This is a genomic window from Pseudomonas sp. AC252 (genome assembly GCF_979258105.1).
Genome location: NZ_OZ409837.1, coordinates 5,666,580 through 5,680,959, shown reverse-complemented (window position 1 = coordinate 5,680,959; position 14,380 = coordinate 5,666,580). Strand labels below are relative to the sequence as shown.

Here is a 14,380-nt window from a genome sequence, read left to right as displayed (position 1 = left end):
GCCCGCTCCCACAGGGATAGCAGTGATCCTTAGGCGCTCGGGGCGGGCAGGGCGGGTGGCGGGGCGAAGTCGAACGGGGCCAAGGCATACCCGCTCTCATCGACCTGCAACGCCCAACCCTGGCGATCCCAATCCCCGAGCACAATCCGCTTCGCCGCCTGCTCACCCAGCTGCAACTTGTGAATCGCCGGGCGATGAGTGTGGCCGTGGATCAGGGTTTTCACGGCGAATTCCTGCATCACCCGCGGAATCTCTTCCGGGGTGACATCAACGATGTCATTGGCCTTCATCCGCGTTTGCGCACGGCTTTCGCTGCGAAGCTTGCGCGCCAGTTTGTGGCGGCTGCTCAGCGGCAGGTGACGGAGGATGAACAGGGTGACCGGGTTGCGCAGATAGCGGCGCAGCTTCATGTAGCCAACGTCGCGGGTGCACAGGCTGTCGCCGTGCATCAGCAGCACCGGCTCGCCATAGAACTGCACGACACTCGGATCCTTCAGCAAGGTGCAGCCGGCCTGTTTGCAGAAAGCCTTGCCGAGCATGAAGTCGCGATTGCCGTGCATTAGAAAGATGGCCGTACCGCTGTCGCTCAAATCGCGCAGGGCCTGGCAGATGGAACGCTGAAAGGGCGTCATGGCGTCGTCGCCAATCCACGCCTCGAAGAAGTCGCCGAGGATGTACAACGCACTCGCCGAGCGGGCGCGTCCGGCGAGCAAATCCAGAAACGCCCGGGTAATGTCCGGGCGCTCCTCTTCCAGATGCAAGTCTGAAATCAGCAATATCACGCTGCGATGATCTCGGCTTTCTCGATGATCACGTCGTCAGCGGGTACGTCCTGGTGGCCGGCCTTGGAAGTGGTCGACACGCCTTTGATCTTGTCGACAACGTCGGTACCGGCGGTCACTTTACCGAATACCGCGTAGCCCCAACCCTGCACGTTCTTGCCGCTGTGGTTGAGGAAGGTGTTGTCGGCGACGTTGATGAAGAACTGTGCCGAAGCCGAATGCGGCTCCATGGTGCGGGCCATGGCGACGGTGTATTTGTCGTTGGAAAGACCGTTGTCCGCTTCGTTCTGGATGCTTGGACGCTTGTCTTTCTTTTCTTTCATGCCAGGCTCGAAACCGCCGCCCTGGATCATGAAGTTGCCGATGACGCGGTGGAACACGGTGTTGGTGTAGTGACCGGCGTTGACGTATTCGATGAAGTTGGCAACAGTGATCGGCGCCTTTTCAGCGTTCAGTTCGATGACGATGTCGCCATGGTTGGTGGTCAGTTTGACTTGAGTCATGGTCATTACTCTTCATAGGGAATTCGTGGTTCTGGGACATTGAGCACCACAACCGGTTCAGCCTGCTTCGGCCAAGGTGCGCAGTTTAGCGTGACAGGCGCGAATTTCGAGGCGGTTTTTCAAATCCCTGCGATTAAATGCATGCCTTTATCGGGGCTGCTCTGTCAGGCCCTTGACAGCATCGGCTATGATAGCGGCTTTGTTTTGTCTGGCCCCTCTTCGCGGCCGCGCACCTGTACGTCAAGGATCCTATGAGCAAGCCCACTGTCGACCCTACCTCGAATGCCAAGTCCGGCCCTGCCGTGCCGGTCAACTTCCTGCGGCCGATCATCCAGTGCAGACCTGGACTCGGGCAAGCACACCCAGATCGTGACTCGCTTCCCGCCGGAGCCAAACGGCTACCTGCACATCGGCCATGCCAAGTCGATCTGCGTCAACTTCGGTCTGGCCCAGGAGTTCGGCGGCGTTACGCACCTGCGTTTCGACGACACCAACCCGGCCAAGGAAGATCAGGAATACATCGACGCCATCGAAAGCGACGTCAAATGGCTGGGCTTCCAATGGTCCGGTGAAGTGCGCTACGCCTCGCAGTATTTCGACCAGTTGCACGACTGGGCGGTCGAGCTGATCAAGGCCGGCAAGGCCTACGTTGACGACCTGACCCCGGAGCAGGCCAAGGAATACCGTGGCAGCCTCACCGAGCCGGGCAAGAACAGCCCGTTCCGTGACCGTTCGGTTGAGGAAAACCTCGACCTGTTCGCGCGCATGAAAGCCGGTGAATTCCCCGACGGCGCGCGCGTGCTGCGGGCGAAGATCGACATGGCCTCGCCGAACATGAACCTGCGCGACCCGATCATGTATCGCATCCGCCACGCTCATCACCACCAGACCGGCGACAAGTGGTGCATCTACCCGAACTACGACTTCACCCACGGTCAGTCGGATGCCATCGAAGGCATCACCCATTCGATCTGCACCCTCGAGTTCGAAAGCCATCGTCCACTGTACGAGTGGTTCCCGGAGAACCTGCCGGTGCCGGCGAACCCGCGCCAGTACGAGTTCAGCCGCCTGAACCTGAACTACACGATCACCAGCAAGCGCAAGCTCAAGCAACTGGTTGACGAGAAGCACGTCAACGGCTGGGACGATCCGCGCATGTCCACGCTGTCGGGCTTCCGCCGCCGTGGCTACACGCCGAAATCGATTCGCAACTTCTGCGAAATGATCGGCACCAACCGTTCCGACGGCGTGGTCGACTTCGGCATGCTCGAATTCAGCATCCGTGACGACCTCGACCACAGCGCCCCACGCGCCATGTGCGTGCTGCGTCCGCTGAAAGTGGTCATTACCAACTACCCGGAAGGCCAGGTCGAAAACCTCGAACTGCCACGCCACCCGAAAGAAGACATGGGCGTGCGCGCGCTGCCGTTTGCCCGGGAAATCTACATCGACCGTGAAGACTTCATGGAAGAGCCGCCGAAGGGCTACAAGCGCCTGGAACCGGCCGGTGAAGTGCGTCTGCGCGGCAGCTACGTGATCCGTGCCGACGAAGCGATCAAGGACGCCGACGGCAATATCGTCGAACTGCGTTGCTCGTACGACCCGGACACCCTCGGCAAGAACCCGGAAGGGCGCAAGGTCAAAGGCGTGATCCACTGGGTGCCGGCCGCCGCCAGCGTCGAGTGCGAAGTGCGTCTGTACGATCGCCTGTTCCGTTCGCCGAACCCGGAGAAGGCCGAAGACAGCGCCAGTTTCCTCGACAACATCAACCCTGACTCACTGCAAGTGCTGACCGGTTGTCGCGCCGAGCCATCGCTCGGCAATGCACAGCCGGAAGACCGTTTCCAGTTCGAACGCGAAGGCTACTTCGTCGCGGATCTGAAGGACTCGAAACCCGGTCAGCCGGTATTCAACCGTACCGTGACCCTGCGTGATTCGTGGGGCCAGTGAGTGAGTCAAGGAACTAACGTGCTAACGATCTACAACACGCTCACCAAGAGCAAAGAAGTCTTCAAGCCGCTGGATGGCAACAAGGTGCGCATGTACGTCTGCGGGATGACCGTGTACGACTACTGCCACCTCGGCCACGGCCGCAGCATGGTCGCGTTCGACCTGGTGACGCGCTGGTTGCGCTTCAGCGGTTACGACCTGACCTACGTGCGTAACATCACCGACATCGACGACAAGATCATCAATCGTGCGCGCGAGAACGGTGAATCGTTCGAAGCGCTGACCGAGCGCATGATCGCCGCGATGCACGAAGACGAAGCGCGCCTGAACATCCAGAAGCCGGACATGGAACCGCGCGCCACCGATCATATCGCCGGCATGCACGCGATGATCCAGACCCTGATCGACAAGGGTTACGCCTACGCGCCGGGCAATGGCGACGTGTACTACCGCGTCGCCAAATTCATGGGCTACGGCAAGCTGTCGCGCAAGAAGATCGAAGACCTGCGCATCGGCGCACGTATCGAAGTTGACGAGTCGAAAGAAGACCCGCTCGACTTCGTCCTGTGGAAAGCCGCCAAGCCGGGCGAGCCGAGCTGGGAATCGCCATGGGGCGCCGGGCGTCCGGGCTGGCACATCGAGTGCTCGGTGATGTCGACCTGCTGCCTCGGCGAGACCTTCGACATTCATGGCGGCGGCAGCGACCTGGAGTTCCCGCACCACGAAAACGAAATCGCCCAGAGCGAAGCGGCCACCGGCAAGACCTACGCCAACGCGTGGATGCATTGCGGGATGATTCGCATCAATGGCGAGAAGATGTCCAAGTCCCTGAACAACTTCTTCACCATCCGTGACGTGCTCGATAAGTACCACCCGGAAGTCGTGCGTTACTTGCTGGTATCGAGCCACTACCGCAGCGCGATCAACTACTCGGAGGACAACCTCAAGGACGCCAAGGGCGCACTGGAGCGTTTCTACCACGCGTTGAAAGGCCTGCCGAGCGTGGCGCCGGCGGGCGGCGAAGCGTTCGTCGAGCGTTTCACCACGGTGATGAACGACGACTTCGGCACCCCTGAAGCCTGCGCCGTGCTGTTCGAGATGGTGCGTGAGATCAACCGCCTGCGCGAGAGCGATCTTGCTGCAGCGGCCGGTCTGGCGGCGCGCCTGAAAGAACTGGCGAGCGTGCTGGGTGTGTTGCAGTTGGAAGCGGATGACTTCCTGCAGGCCGGCGCTGAAGGGCGGGTCGATGCGGCTGAGGTTGATGCGCTGATTGCCGCGCGGCTGGCGGCGCGGGCTGCGAAGGACTGGGCCGAGTCGGACCGGATTCGTGATCAGCTGACGGCGATGGGTGTCGTGCTGGAAGATGGCAAGGGTGGGACTACCTGGCGTCTGGCTGACTGAGGCCCAAAGCCCCTACGATGATCGTTCCCACGCAGAGCGTGGGAACGATCGATTTTCAATGCACGACACAAATGCCCTGTGGGAGCGGGCTTGCTCGCGAAGAGGCCCGTCCAGACAACTTGTCATTCAGCCTGCCGCAACCTCTTGTAAAGCGTATTCCGGCTCACCCCCAACCGCCGCGCCAGGTGCGAAATATTCCCCCCGGCCGCCTTCAACTCGCGATTCAACGCATCAACATCATTCAAATCCAGCCCCAGCGGCGCAGCTGTCTCCACCGGTTCCATCTCCAGATCGACAAAAAAATCATCCGGCAAATGCTCTGGCCGCACCGGTTGCTCCTCGGCCATGGCCAACGCCACCTGCATCACGCTGCTGACCTGACGCAAATTCCCCGGCCACGGGTGCTTTTCAAACAGCTCCAATACCTCCGGGCTCAGCCCCGCCCATTGCGTCGGCTCGCGATGTTGCTCCCACAACCGTTTGAACAGCGCCTGCTTGTCACTGCGCTCGCGTAACGGCGGCAGCTCCAGCGTCAGGCCACCAATGCGGTAATACAAATCCTCCCTAAACCGGCCCAATTGCACTTGCTCGCGCAACGAACGGTTGGTCGCCGAGATAATGCGCAGATCAACCGGGAACAACTCGCTGCTGCCTACCGGCTGCACGCAGCGCTCCTGCAACACCCGCAACAAGCGCGCCTGAGTCGGCAAAGGCATATCGCCGATCTCATCGAGAAACAGCGTGCCTTTGTCGGCCTTGCGGATCAGGCCGATGCTGCCTTTCTGGTTGGCCCCAGTGAACGCGCCTTTCTCGTAACCGAACAACTCCGACTCGACCAGTTCAGCGGGGATCGCCGCGCAGTTCACTGCGATGAATGCCTGTTTTTGTCGAGAGCTGGCCTGGTGCAAGGCTTTGACGAAGACTTCTTTGCCGACTCCAGTTTCACCGTGGATCAGCAGCGGAATGTCTTTTTCAAGCAGGCGTTCGGCTTGGCGCACGGCTTTTTCCACGCGGCTGTCGCCGAAATGCAGGCTGTTCAGGCTGATCGCGCTGGATGGCGTGGGCTTTTCTTCCGTGACAAACACCCGGGCTTTAACCGGCGCCTGTTTCGGCCGTTTCAACAGACATTGGAAGCGGTTGCGCCCGGAGGTCTGCAAGGCGAATGGCAAACCGTCCGGCTGATTGATCAGCTCCAGCAGAGAGACCTTGAACAGGCTTTCAACACTGACCCGCGACAAGCGCACACCCAGCAAATTGTCCGCGCGACGATTGGCCGACAGCACCTGACCGCTCTCATCGAAGATCAACAACCCGGCCCACTGACTGTCGAGGTTGTTCAACCCGGTGTTGAAGGTCAGTTGAAAGTGCTGACCGTGGAACAGATTGAGGATCAGCCGGTTCTCCACGGTCTGGCTCATCATTTTGACCATGCCCAGGGTGTGCGAGGGCGGCAGGTAACTGTCGCTGGACACGTCGAGCACGGCGATGACTTTGCGTTCGGCGTCGAAAATCGGCGCGGCGGAACCGGTCATGAAGCGGTTGGCCTTGAGAAAGTGCTCATCGTGCTCAATGTGCACTGCCTGTTCGCAGGCCAGCGCGGTGCCGATCGCATTGGTGCCGCTGCAGCGCTCCATCCAGCTCGCCCCGGCCTGAAAGCCGCGCGCCAGGTTCGGCTCGATAAAGCGCTGCGTGCCCCACGAGGTCAGCACCTGGCCCTGATTGTCGGCGAGCATGATCAGGCAGTTGGAATTGCTGAGGATGTTTTCGTAGTAGGGCAGGACTTCCTGATGCGTGGTCTGCACCAGCGAATGGTGGCTGTCGAGCAATCGCGCGATGCCGGCGGCGGGCAATTGATCGAAGGCAGGCGTGCTCTGGTGGTCGAGGCCGAACGCGCGGCAACGTTGCCAGGAGGTCTGGACGATCGCATCGTGGGACAGCGGCGAAGCAGGTGCGGCCATGGCAGGTCAGCCTCTGATGCAGCGATTTTTATTGTTGTTATGAACCCAAATCCTGAACACAACCCAGATCAACTGTGGGAGCGGGCTTGCTCGCGAATGCGGTGTGTCATTCAACTGATTCGGTGACTGATACTGCGCATTCGCGAGCAAGCCCGCTCCCACATTGGATCTTCGGCATTGATGAGATCGGGCAAAAAGCGTTCATAGAGTGTTGTTCACTATTGTTCATTGTCAATCACCCCGACTGTTCAAAAGTGTTCAGCTGTGAACGCCGCTTGCCCCCGTAAACACTGCTTCTCAAGACAAATCAACCACTTGCCATTTCTGGCACGAATGTCGCTCTGTTGCTCCGGTCGCTTGACTCCAAAAATAACAAAGGCCGAGCCATGTCACTCACCCTGGAGCACGTCAGCCGTACCGTCGAGGGCCAGATCTGGATCGACGATGCGTGCCTGAAATTCGAACCCGGATCCTTCAACGTTCTGCTCGGGCGCACCCTGTCCGGCAAGACCAGTCTCATGCGCCTGATGGCCGGCCTCGACAAGCCCGACAGCGGCCGCGTGCTGATGAACGGCGTCGACGTTACCCAGCGCCCGGTGCGGCTGCGCAACGTGTCGATGGTCTATCAGCAGTTCATCAATTACCCGACCATGACCGTGTTCGAGAACATCGCCTCGCCACTGCGTCAGGCCGGCATCTCGAAAGAGATCATTCACAGCAAGGTGCAGGAAACCGCACGCATGCTGCGCATCGAGAAGTTCTTGCAGCGCTATCCGCTGGAGCTCTCCGGTGGACAGCAGCAGCGCACGGCCATGGCCCGCGCGCTGGTCAAGGATGCTGAACTGATCCTCTTCGACGAGCCGCTGGTCAACCTCGACTACAAACTGCGTGAAGAGCTGCGTCAGGAAATGCGCGAGCTGTTCAAGGCCCGCCACACCATCGCCATCTACGCCACCACCGAACCCAACGAAGCGCTGGCCCTCGGCGGCACCACCACCATCCTGCATGAAGGCCGGGTGATCCAGAGCGGGCCGTCGACCGAGGTCTATCACCAGCCGCAATCGGTGCTCGCCGCTGAATTGTTCTCTGAACCGCCGATCAACCTGATGCCGGGACGCATCGCCGGCAACGAAGTCAGCTTCGCCAATTTCGTCCACTTCCCGCTGAACGTCGATCTGCGCCCGGTAGGCGAGGGCGAGTTCCGCTTCGGCGTGCGCCCCAGCCATATCTCGCTGGTGCCGAGCAACGATGATGATCTCGAACTGGCGGTGACCGTCGAGGTCGCCGAGATCAGCGGTTCGGAAACCTTCCTGCATGTACGCAACGAGCACTTTCTGTTGGTGCTGCACTTGCCCGGGGTTCATGAGTACGACGTCGATGCGCCGATCCGCATCTATATCCCGACCCACAAACTGTTCGTTTTCGATGCGCAGGGCCGTCTGGTGCAGGCACCGGGCCGGCGTGTCGCGAGGGTTGCCTGATGGCCGAAATCCGTTTGCAACACCTCGCCCACAGCTACAGCAAAACCCCGAGCGGCGCGGAGGATTATGCGATCCGCGAGATGGATCACGTCTGGGAGCAGGGTGGCGCCTATGCTTTGCTCGGCCCGTCCGGTTGCGGCAAGTCGACCTTGCTCAACATCATTTCCGGCCTGCTCAGCCCGTCCCAGGGCCATGTGTTGTTTGACGGCAAAGCGGTCAACGACCTGACCCCGGAGAAGCGCAACATCGCTCAGGTTTTCCAGTTCCCGGTGGTCTACGACACCATGACCGTGTTCGACAACCTCGCTTTCCCGCTGCGCAATCAGGGCATGGCCGAGGCGAAAGTGCACAGCAAGGTGCAGGAAATTGCCGAAGTGCTCGACCTGCAGAATCTGCTGAGCAAGAAAGCGCGCAATCTCACCGCCGACGAAAAGCAGAAAGTCTCCATGGGCCGTGGGCTGGTGCGCGACGACGTCTCGGCAATCCTCTTCGACGAGCCGCTGACGGTGATCGACCCGCACCTGAAGTGGAAACTGCGGCGCAAGCTCAAGCAGATCCATGAGCAGTTCAACATCACCATGGTCTACGTTACCCACGATCAGCTCGAAGCCTCGACCTTCGCCGACAAGATTGCGGTGATGTACGGCGGCCAGATCGTCCAGTTCGGCACACCACGGGAATTGTTCGAGCGGCCGAGCCACACCTTTGTCGGCTATTTCATCGGCAGCCCGGGGATGAATCTGATCGAGGTGCAGCCGCAGCCCGGTGGCGTCGGTTTCGCTTCGACACACTTGCCGTTGTCCGACGCCTTGCAGCGCCATATCGAGCACGGCCAGTGGAAAAATCTCAAGGTCGGCATCCGCCCGGAGTTCATTCATGTGTGGGACGAGCCGTTTGACGACGCCATGCAGGCCAAAGTCGTACACGTCGAAGACCTCGGCACCTACAAGATCATGACCCTCAACCTCGACGGCGCGCCGTTGAAGGTGCGTCTGGCCGAAGACAAACCGGTGCCCCAGGGCACGGCATACATCAGTTTTCCGGCGCAGTGGCTGATGGTCTATGCCGATGAATTTCTCCTGGAAGTCAGCGACGAGGAGGCGCAGCCATGAACAAAGTGCAGAACAACAAGGCCTGGTGGCTGGTGTTGCCGGTGTTTCTGCTGGTGGCGTTCAGTGCGGTGATCCCGATGATGACCGTGGTCAACTATTCGGTGCAGGACATCTTCGACCAGTCCAGCCGCTACTTCGTCGGTGCCGACTGGTACAAGCAAGTGCTGCTCGATCCGCGTCTGCACGACTCGCTGCTGCGCCAGTTCATCTATTCGGCTTGCGTGCTGCTGATTGAAATACCGCTGGGCATCGCCGTCGCGCTGACCATGCCGACCAAGGGCCGCTGGTCCTCGGTGGTGCTGATCATTCTGGCGATTCCGCTGCTGATTCCGTGGAACGTGGTCGGCACCATCTGGCAGATTTTCGGCCGCGCCGACATCGGCCTGCTCGGTTCCAGCCTCAACGCGATGGGCATCAGCTACAACTACGCGGCCAACACCATGGACGCCTGGGTGACGGTGCTGGTGATGGACGTCTGGCATTGGACTTCTCTGGTCGCGCTGTTGTGTTTCTCCGGCCTGCGGGCGATTCCCGACGTGTATTACCAGGCCGCGCGCATTGATCGCGCCTCGGCGTGGGCGGTGTTCCGCCACATTCAATTGCCCAAGCTGAAAAGCGTGCTGCTGATCGCGGTGATGCTGCGTTTCATGGACAGTTTCATGATCTACACCGAGCCGTTCGTGCTCACCGGCGGCGGGCCGGGCAATGCCACGACCTTCTTGAGTCAGACGTTGACGCAGATGGCTGTAGGGCAATTCGACCTCGGTCCGGCAGCGGCGTTTTCGCTGGTGTACTTCCTGATCATCCTGTTGGTGTCCTGGCTGTTCTATACCGCCATGACGCACTCCGATGCCAACCGTTGAGGCCCGGCCATGAGCAAAAGAAAGCTGATTCCGTTGCTGGTCTACATCCTGTTCCTGCTGGTGCCGATCTACTGGCTGCTGAACATGTCGTTCAAGAGCAACACCGAAATCCTCGGCGGCCTGACGCTTTTCCCACAGGACTTCACGCTGGCGAACTACAAGGTGATCTTCACTGATCCGAGCTGGTACACCGGCTATCTCAACTCGCTGTATTACGTCAGCCTCAACACGGTGATTTCCCTGAGTGTGGCGCTGCCAGCGGCTTACGCGTTTTCACGCTATCGTTTCCTCGGCGACAAGCATTTGTTCTTCTGGCTGCTGACCAATCGCATGGCGCCGCCGGCGGTGTTCTTGCTGCCGTTCTTTCAGTTGTATTCATCGATCGGCCTGTTCGACACGCACATCGCCGTGGCCTTGGCCCACTGCCTGTTCAACGTGCCGCTGGCGGTGTGGATTCTCGAAGGTTTCATGTCTGGCGTGCCCAAGGAAATCGACGAAACGGCCTACATTGACGGCTACAGTTTCCCCAAGTTCTTCGTGAAGATTTTCATCCCGTTGATCGGCTCCGGCATCGGCGTCACGGCGTTTTTCTGCTTCATGTTTTCCTGGGTCGAGCTGCTGCTGGCGCGCACGCTGACCTCGGTGAACGCCAAGCCGATTGCGGCAGTAATGACCCGAACGGTGTCGGCGTCGGGGATCGATTGGGGCGTGCTGGCGGCGGCGGGGGTGTTGACCATCCTGCCGGGCATGCTGGTGATCTGGTTTGTACGCAACCACGTGGCCAAGGGCTTTGCCCTCGGTCGAGTCTGAGGAGCTGATGATGGAATGGATGAGCTGGACGACACCGACCGCCGCGTTCTTCATCGGCATCGGTCTGATTCTGGTGGGCATGACCACCTGGGAATTGCGCTCGCCGAGCATTCTGCGGCGCGGGTTTCTGCCGATTGCCACCACCCGTGGCGATCGCTTGTTTATCGGTCTTCTCGGCAGCGCCTACCTGCATTTGCTGGTAATCGGCGTCACCGACTGGAGCATCTGGGTGGCGTCCGCGTTGTCCCTGGTGTGGCTGTTGGCTGTGATGCGTTGGGGCTAGTCGAATCGTTCGGCAACGCGGCTCCACAACTTAAACAGGAGGTCTCTATGTTCGATAAAAACAATAAGCTGCGACATAGCATTTCATTGGCAGCCATGCTGGCACTCAGCGGTTTGAGCGCATCTGCCTGGGCCGACGCCTACGAAGATGCTGCAAAAAAATGGATTGGCAGCGAGTTCAAGCCCTCGACCCTGACGGCCGAACAGCAGCTGGAAGAACTGAAATGGTTCATCAAGGCCGCCGAGCCCTTTCGCGGCATGGACATCAAGGTCGTTTCCGAGACCCTGACCACCCACGAATACGAGTCGAAGGTGCTGGCCAAGGCCTTCCGCGAAATCACCGGGATCAAACTCACCCACGACTTGCTGCAGGAAGGCGACGTGGTCGAGAAAATGCAGACGGTGATGCAGTCGGACAAGAATATCTATGACGGCTGGGTCAACGACTCCGACCTGATCGGCACGCACTTCCGCTACGGCAAGACCGAATCGATCACCGACCTGATGGCCAACGAAGGCAAGAACTTCACTTCGCCGACCCTCGACATCAAGGACTTCATCGGCATCTCCTTCACCACCGCGCCGGACGGCAAGATCTATCAGCTGCCCGACCAGCAATTCGCCAACCTGTACTGGTTCCGTGCCGATTGGTTCGAACGCGCCGATCTGAAAGCCAAGTTCAAGGAAAAGTACGGTTACGAGCTGGGCGTGCCGGTGAACTGGTCGGCCTATGAAGACATCGCCAAATTCTTCAGCGAAGACGTCAAGGAAATCGACGGCAAACGCGTCTACGGCCACATGGACTATGGCAAGAAGGACCCGTCGCTGGGCTGGCGCTTCACCGATGCCTGGTTCTCCATGGCCGGTGGCGGCGACAAGGGCATTCCCAACGGTTTGCCGGTCGACGAGTGGGGCATTCGCGTCGAGGACTGCCATCCGGTCGGCTCCAGCGTGACCCGTGGCGGCGACACAAATGGCCCGGCGGCGGTGTTTGCCACCACCAAATACGTCGACTGGCTAAAAAAATACGCGCCACCGGAAGCGGCCGGCATGACCTTCTCCGAGTCCGGCCCGGTACCGTCGCAGGGCAACATCGCCCAGCAAATTTTCTGGTACACCGCGTTCACCGCCGACATGACCAAACCGGGCCTGCCAGTAGTCAACGCCGACGGCACGCCGAAATGGCGCATGGCACCATCGCCGCGCGGGCCATATTGGGAGGAGGGCATGAAGCTCGGCTATCAGGACGTGGGTTCGTGGACGTTCATGAAGTCCACGCCTGAGAAGCAGAAACTGGCGGCATGGCTGTACGCACAGTTCGTTACTTCGAAAACCGTATCGCTGAAGAAAACCATCGTCGGCCTGACGCCGATTCGCGAGTCGGACATCAACTCGCAGGCAATGACCGATATGGCGCCGAAGCTCGGCGGTCTGGTCGAGTTCTACCGCAGCCCGGCCCGCGTGCAATGGACCCCGACCGGGACCAACGTGCCGGACTATCCGCGTCTGGCGCAACTGTGGTGGAGCCACATCGCCGAAGCGGCCAGCGGCGAGAAGACTCCGCAACAGGCGCTGGATGGTTTGGCCAAGGATCAGGACGCGATCATGACCCGCCTCGAACGCTCCAAGGCCCAGGCCGTGTGCGCACCGAAAATGAACCCGGAGCGCGATGCGCAATACTGGTTCGATCAACCGGGCGCACCGAAGCCGAAACTGGCCAACGAGAAGCCGAAGGGCGAGACCGTGAGCTACAGCGAACTGCTGAAATCGTGGGCGGATGCGCGCAAGTGATGTTGGAAATGTAAGAAGCGAACGGCACCGGAAGGTGCCGTTTTTTTGCTGCCTGATCTGCCGCTTTCGCGAGCAGGCTCGCTCTCACAGGACCTAAGGTGTCATCGGATGTTTTGAGCAGACCTATCCATTGTGGGAGCGAGCCTGCTCGCGAAAGCGATGTGTGAAACACAATGATGTCGACTGACTTGCCACCGCCGGGTCAGACCAGAACGGCCAGATCGGTGTACTGAGCCACCAAAGGATCAGCCGTGAGCAGCTTCATCGGCTCGGTCATTGCTGTGGCCACAATAATGCGGTCAAACGGATCCCGGTGATGGTGTTCAAGATCTTTCACCGCAATCGCGTGTTCTGCGCTCACTGGCAATTCGATAAACCCGCCATCAATGCAATATTGACGGATTTCTTCCAGGTCGACATTCAGCTTTCCAAGTCCGACCTTGATCGCCATTTCCCAGAATGTTGCCGCGCTGACGTAGATATCGGCTGCATTTTCAATGATTTTTCTGGCTTTGGTGGTCAGTCTGGCATCATCACTTAGCGTCCAGAGCAGAATATGCGTGTCAAGCAGAAGCCTCATGCCTGCGTGCCTTCAAATGCATCCAATATTTCGTCGGAAAGAGGTGAGTCGAAATCCTGGGGCAGTACGAGTTTGCCCTTCATCGCGCCAATGCGCTGTGCGCTGGATCTCCCTATCGGAACAAGACGAGCCATCGCCCGGCCATGCTTGGCAATCGTGATGACTTGGCCAGCAGCGGCATCATCGACGAGTTTCGATAAATTGTTTTTGGCCTCAGCCAGCGGAACGATGATCATCAGCTCACCTCTGTATTCTGGATAAATATAGCCAGAATATTTCAGCGCTGCAAAGTCGCGCCAATGCTCCGTGCAGCCAAGCGTCCTATCCGTCGACCTGCGCTGATAGGGCAGTTGCGCAACATTGCATTGTCGCTGGGCAGCCAAAGCATCGACACCCTCCATCAACTCACAAAAGATATCTCGTTTCATTACCCGCCTCGATTCAATATCCACCTGCCAGGGCACCTACCTTAGAACTGTTCTCCGGGGTTGGCTGTAGGACGAAACGGAGGTTAAGGAGAGAGCTTTCGGAGTTTGTATGAGGATGCGAGTGGGCCGGTAAAATATCGTACAAAACGCTTTCATGCTGTATCCAGAACCCAAGCAGTACACGAGACTGCAGGAGCGAGCCTGCTCGCGAAAGCGGTGGGTCGGTTAGCATATCCATCGACTTGTAGGACGCCATCGCGAGCAGGCTCACTCCTGCAGGGTGTGCGATGCACCCGGATGCTATGAGCGACACACACACCTGTGGGAGCGGGCTTGCCCGCGATGACGCTTACACAAACGCCGGCGATATCGACTTCTGCTACAAACAAAAAACGGCACCCGAAGGTGCCGTTTCCATTTCCAGCCAGATCAGCCGAGC

The 14,380-nt window shown here is 59.4% G+C and carries 12 protein-coding genes and 1 pseudogene; 8 read left to right on the top strand and 5 right to left on the bottom strand.

Annotated features, from left to right (window positions below):
* Nucleotides 1-29: 29 nt before the first annotated feature.
* The gene (gene lpxH, locus ACZZZ4_RS25790; RefSeq protein ID WP_039763330.1) at nt 30-782 is read right to left on the bottom strand and encodes a UDP-2,3-diacylglucosamine diphosphatase; all 753 of its coding nucleotides are present in this window, start codon (nt 780-782) and stop codon (nt 30-32) included.
* A complete protein-coding gene (locus tag ACZZZ4_RS25785; protein ID WP_076567676.1) occupies nt 779-1,285 on the bottom strand; it encodes a peptidylprolyl isomerase in 507 nt (168 codons plus the stop codon). Before ACZZZ4_RS25785 ends, lpxH begins: the two co-directional genes overlap by 4 nt.
* Nucleotides 1,286-1,536: 251 nt before the next feature.
* Between ACZZZ4_RS25785 and ACZZZ4_RS25780 the strand changes: the two are divergent.
* Both ACZZZ4_RS25780 and cysS read left to right on the top strand, forming a co-directional pair.
* Nucleotides 1,537-3,235: pseudogene (locus ACZZZ4_RS25780) on the top strand (glutamine--tRNA ligase/YqeY domain fusion protein).
* Nucleotides 3,236-3,253: 18 nt separating this feature from the next.
* On the top strand, nt 3,254-4,636 hold the full coding sequence (gene cysS / locus ACZZZ4_RS25775; protein ID WP_463549128.1) for a cysteine--tRNA ligase: 1,383 nt from the start codon (nt 3,254-3,256) through the stop codon (nt 4,634-4,636).
* A gap of 122 nt (nt 4,637-4,758) precedes the next feature.
* Here cysS and ACZZZ4_RS25770 read toward each other — a convergent pair whose 3' ends face one another.
* Nucleotides 4,759-6,594, bottom strand: a complete 1,836-nt coding sequence (locus tag ACZZZ4_RS25770; RefSeq protein ID WP_463549127.1) for a sigma-54-dependent Fis family transcriptional regulator — start codon at nt 6,592-6,594, stop codon at nt 4,759-4,761.
* Between the two features lie 386 nt (nt 6,595-6,980).
* Here ACZZZ4_RS25770 and ACZZZ4_RS25765 point away from each other — a divergent pair, with 386 nt between their 5' ends.
* The 6 genes from ACZZZ4_RS25765 to ACZZZ4_RS25740 are packed head-to-tail and all read left to right on the top strand — an operon-like array spanning nt 6,981 to nt 12,933.
* A complete protein-coding gene (locus ACZZZ4_RS25765) occupies nt 6,981-8,075 on the top strand; it encodes an ABC transporter ATP-binding protein (RefSeq protein WP_016775291.1) in 1,095 nt (364 codons plus the stop codon).
* Nucleotides 8,075-9,187, top strand: a complete 1,113-nt coding sequence (locus tag ACZZZ4_RS25760; RefSeq protein ID WP_016775290.1) for an ABC transporter ATP-binding protein — start codon at nt 8,075-8,077, stop codon at nt 9,185-9,187. The genes ACZZZ4_RS25765 and ACZZZ4_RS25760 overlap by 1 nt, the downstream gene beginning before the upstream one ends.
* A complete protein-coding gene (locus ACZZZ4_RS25755) occupies nt 9,184-10,050 on the top strand; it encodes a carbohydrate ABC transporter permease (RefSeq protein ID WP_007912484.1) in 867 nt (288 codons plus the stop codon). The genes ACZZZ4_RS25760 and ACZZZ4_RS25755 overlap by 4 nt, the downstream gene beginning before the upstream one ends.
* A 9-nt stretch (nt 10,051-10,059) precedes the next feature.
* Nucleotides 10,060-10,860, top strand: coding sequence for a carbohydrate ABC transporter permease (locus tag ACZZZ4_RS25750; RefSeq protein WP_003192012.1), 801 nt, complete (start codon nt 10,060-10,062; stop codon nt 10,858-10,860).
* 10 nt (nt 10,861-10,870) lie between these two features.
* On the top strand, nt 10,871-11,143 hold the full coding sequence (locus ACZZZ4_RS25745) for a DUF2160 domain-containing protein (protein WP_038861868.1): 273 nt from the start codon (nt 10,871-10,873) through the stop codon (nt 11,141-11,143).
* Nucleotides 11,144-11,190: 47 nt separating this feature from the next.
* Complete coding sequence (locus ACZZZ4_RS25740; RefSeq protein ID WP_463549126.1) at nt 11,191-12,933, top strand: ABC transporter substrate-binding protein; 1,743 nt, start codon at nt 11,191-11,193, stop codon at nt 12,931-12,933.
* A 202-nt stretch (nt 12,934-13,135) separates the two neighbouring features.
* Here ACZZZ4_RS25740 and ACZZZ4_RS25735 read toward each other — a convergent pair whose 3' ends face one another.
* Both ACZZZ4_RS25735 and ACZZZ4_RS25730 read right to left on the bottom strand, forming a co-directional pair.
* Nucleotides 13,136-13,513, bottom strand: a complete 378-nt coding sequence (locus ACZZZ4_RS25735; RefSeq protein ID WP_463549125.1) for a type II toxin-antitoxin system VapC family toxin — start codon at nt 13,511-13,513, stop codon at nt 13,136-13,138.
* A complete protein-coding gene (locus tag ACZZZ4_RS25730) occupies nt 13,510-13,941 on the bottom strand; it encodes a type II toxin-antitoxin system Phd/YefM family antitoxin (protein WP_463549124.1) in 432 nt (143 codons plus the stop codon). The genes ACZZZ4_RS25735 and ACZZZ4_RS25730 overlap by 4 nt, the downstream gene beginning before the upstream one ends.
* Between the last annotated feature and the right edge of the window lie 439 nt (nt 13,942-14,380).

Excerpts from the sequence above, each read along its gene's own strand:
- ACZZZ4_RS25785 (WP_076567676.1), bottom strand. The coding sequence starts at position 1,285 with ATGACTCAAGTCAAACTGACCACCAACCATGGCGACATCGTCATCGAA.
- ACZZZ4_RS25770 (WP_463549127.1), bottom strand. The coding sequence starts at position 6,594 with ATGGCCGCACCTGCTTCGCCGCTGTCCCACGATGCGATCGTCCAGACC.
- ACZZZ4_RS25765 (WP_016775291.1), top strand. The coding sequence starts at position 6,981 with ATGTCACTCACCCTGGAGCACGTCAGCCGTACCGTCGAGGGCCAGATC.
- ACZZZ4_RS25760 (WP_016775290.1), top strand. The coding sequence starts at position 8,075 with ATGGCCGAAATCCGTTTGCAACACCTCGCCCACAGCTACAGCAAAACC.
- ACZZZ4_RS25755 (WP_007912484.1), top strand. The coding sequence starts at position 9,184 with ATGAACAAAGTGCAGAACAACAAGGCCTGGTGGCTGGTGTTGCCGGTG.
- ACZZZ4_RS25750 (WP_003192012.1), top strand. The coding sequence starts at position 10,060 with ATGAGCAAAAGAAAGCTGATTCCGTTGCTGGTCTACATCCTGTTCCTG.
- ACZZZ4_RS25745 (WP_038861868.1), top strand. The coding sequence starts at position 10,871 with ATGGAATGGATGAGCTGGACGACACCGACCGCCGCGTTCTTCATCGGC.
- ACZZZ4_RS25740 (WP_463549126.1), top strand. The coding sequence starts at position 11,191 with ATGTTCGATAAAAACAATAAGCTGCGACATAGCATTTCATTGGCAGCC.
- ACZZZ4_RS25735 (WP_463549125.1), bottom strand. The coding sequence starts at position 13,513 with ATGAGGCTTCTGCTTGACACGCATATTCTGCTCTGGACGCTAAGTGAT.
- ACZZZ4_RS25730 (WP_463549124.1), bottom strand. The coding sequence starts at position 13,941 with ATGAAACGAGATATCTTTTGTGAGTTGATGGAGGGTGTCGATGCTTTG.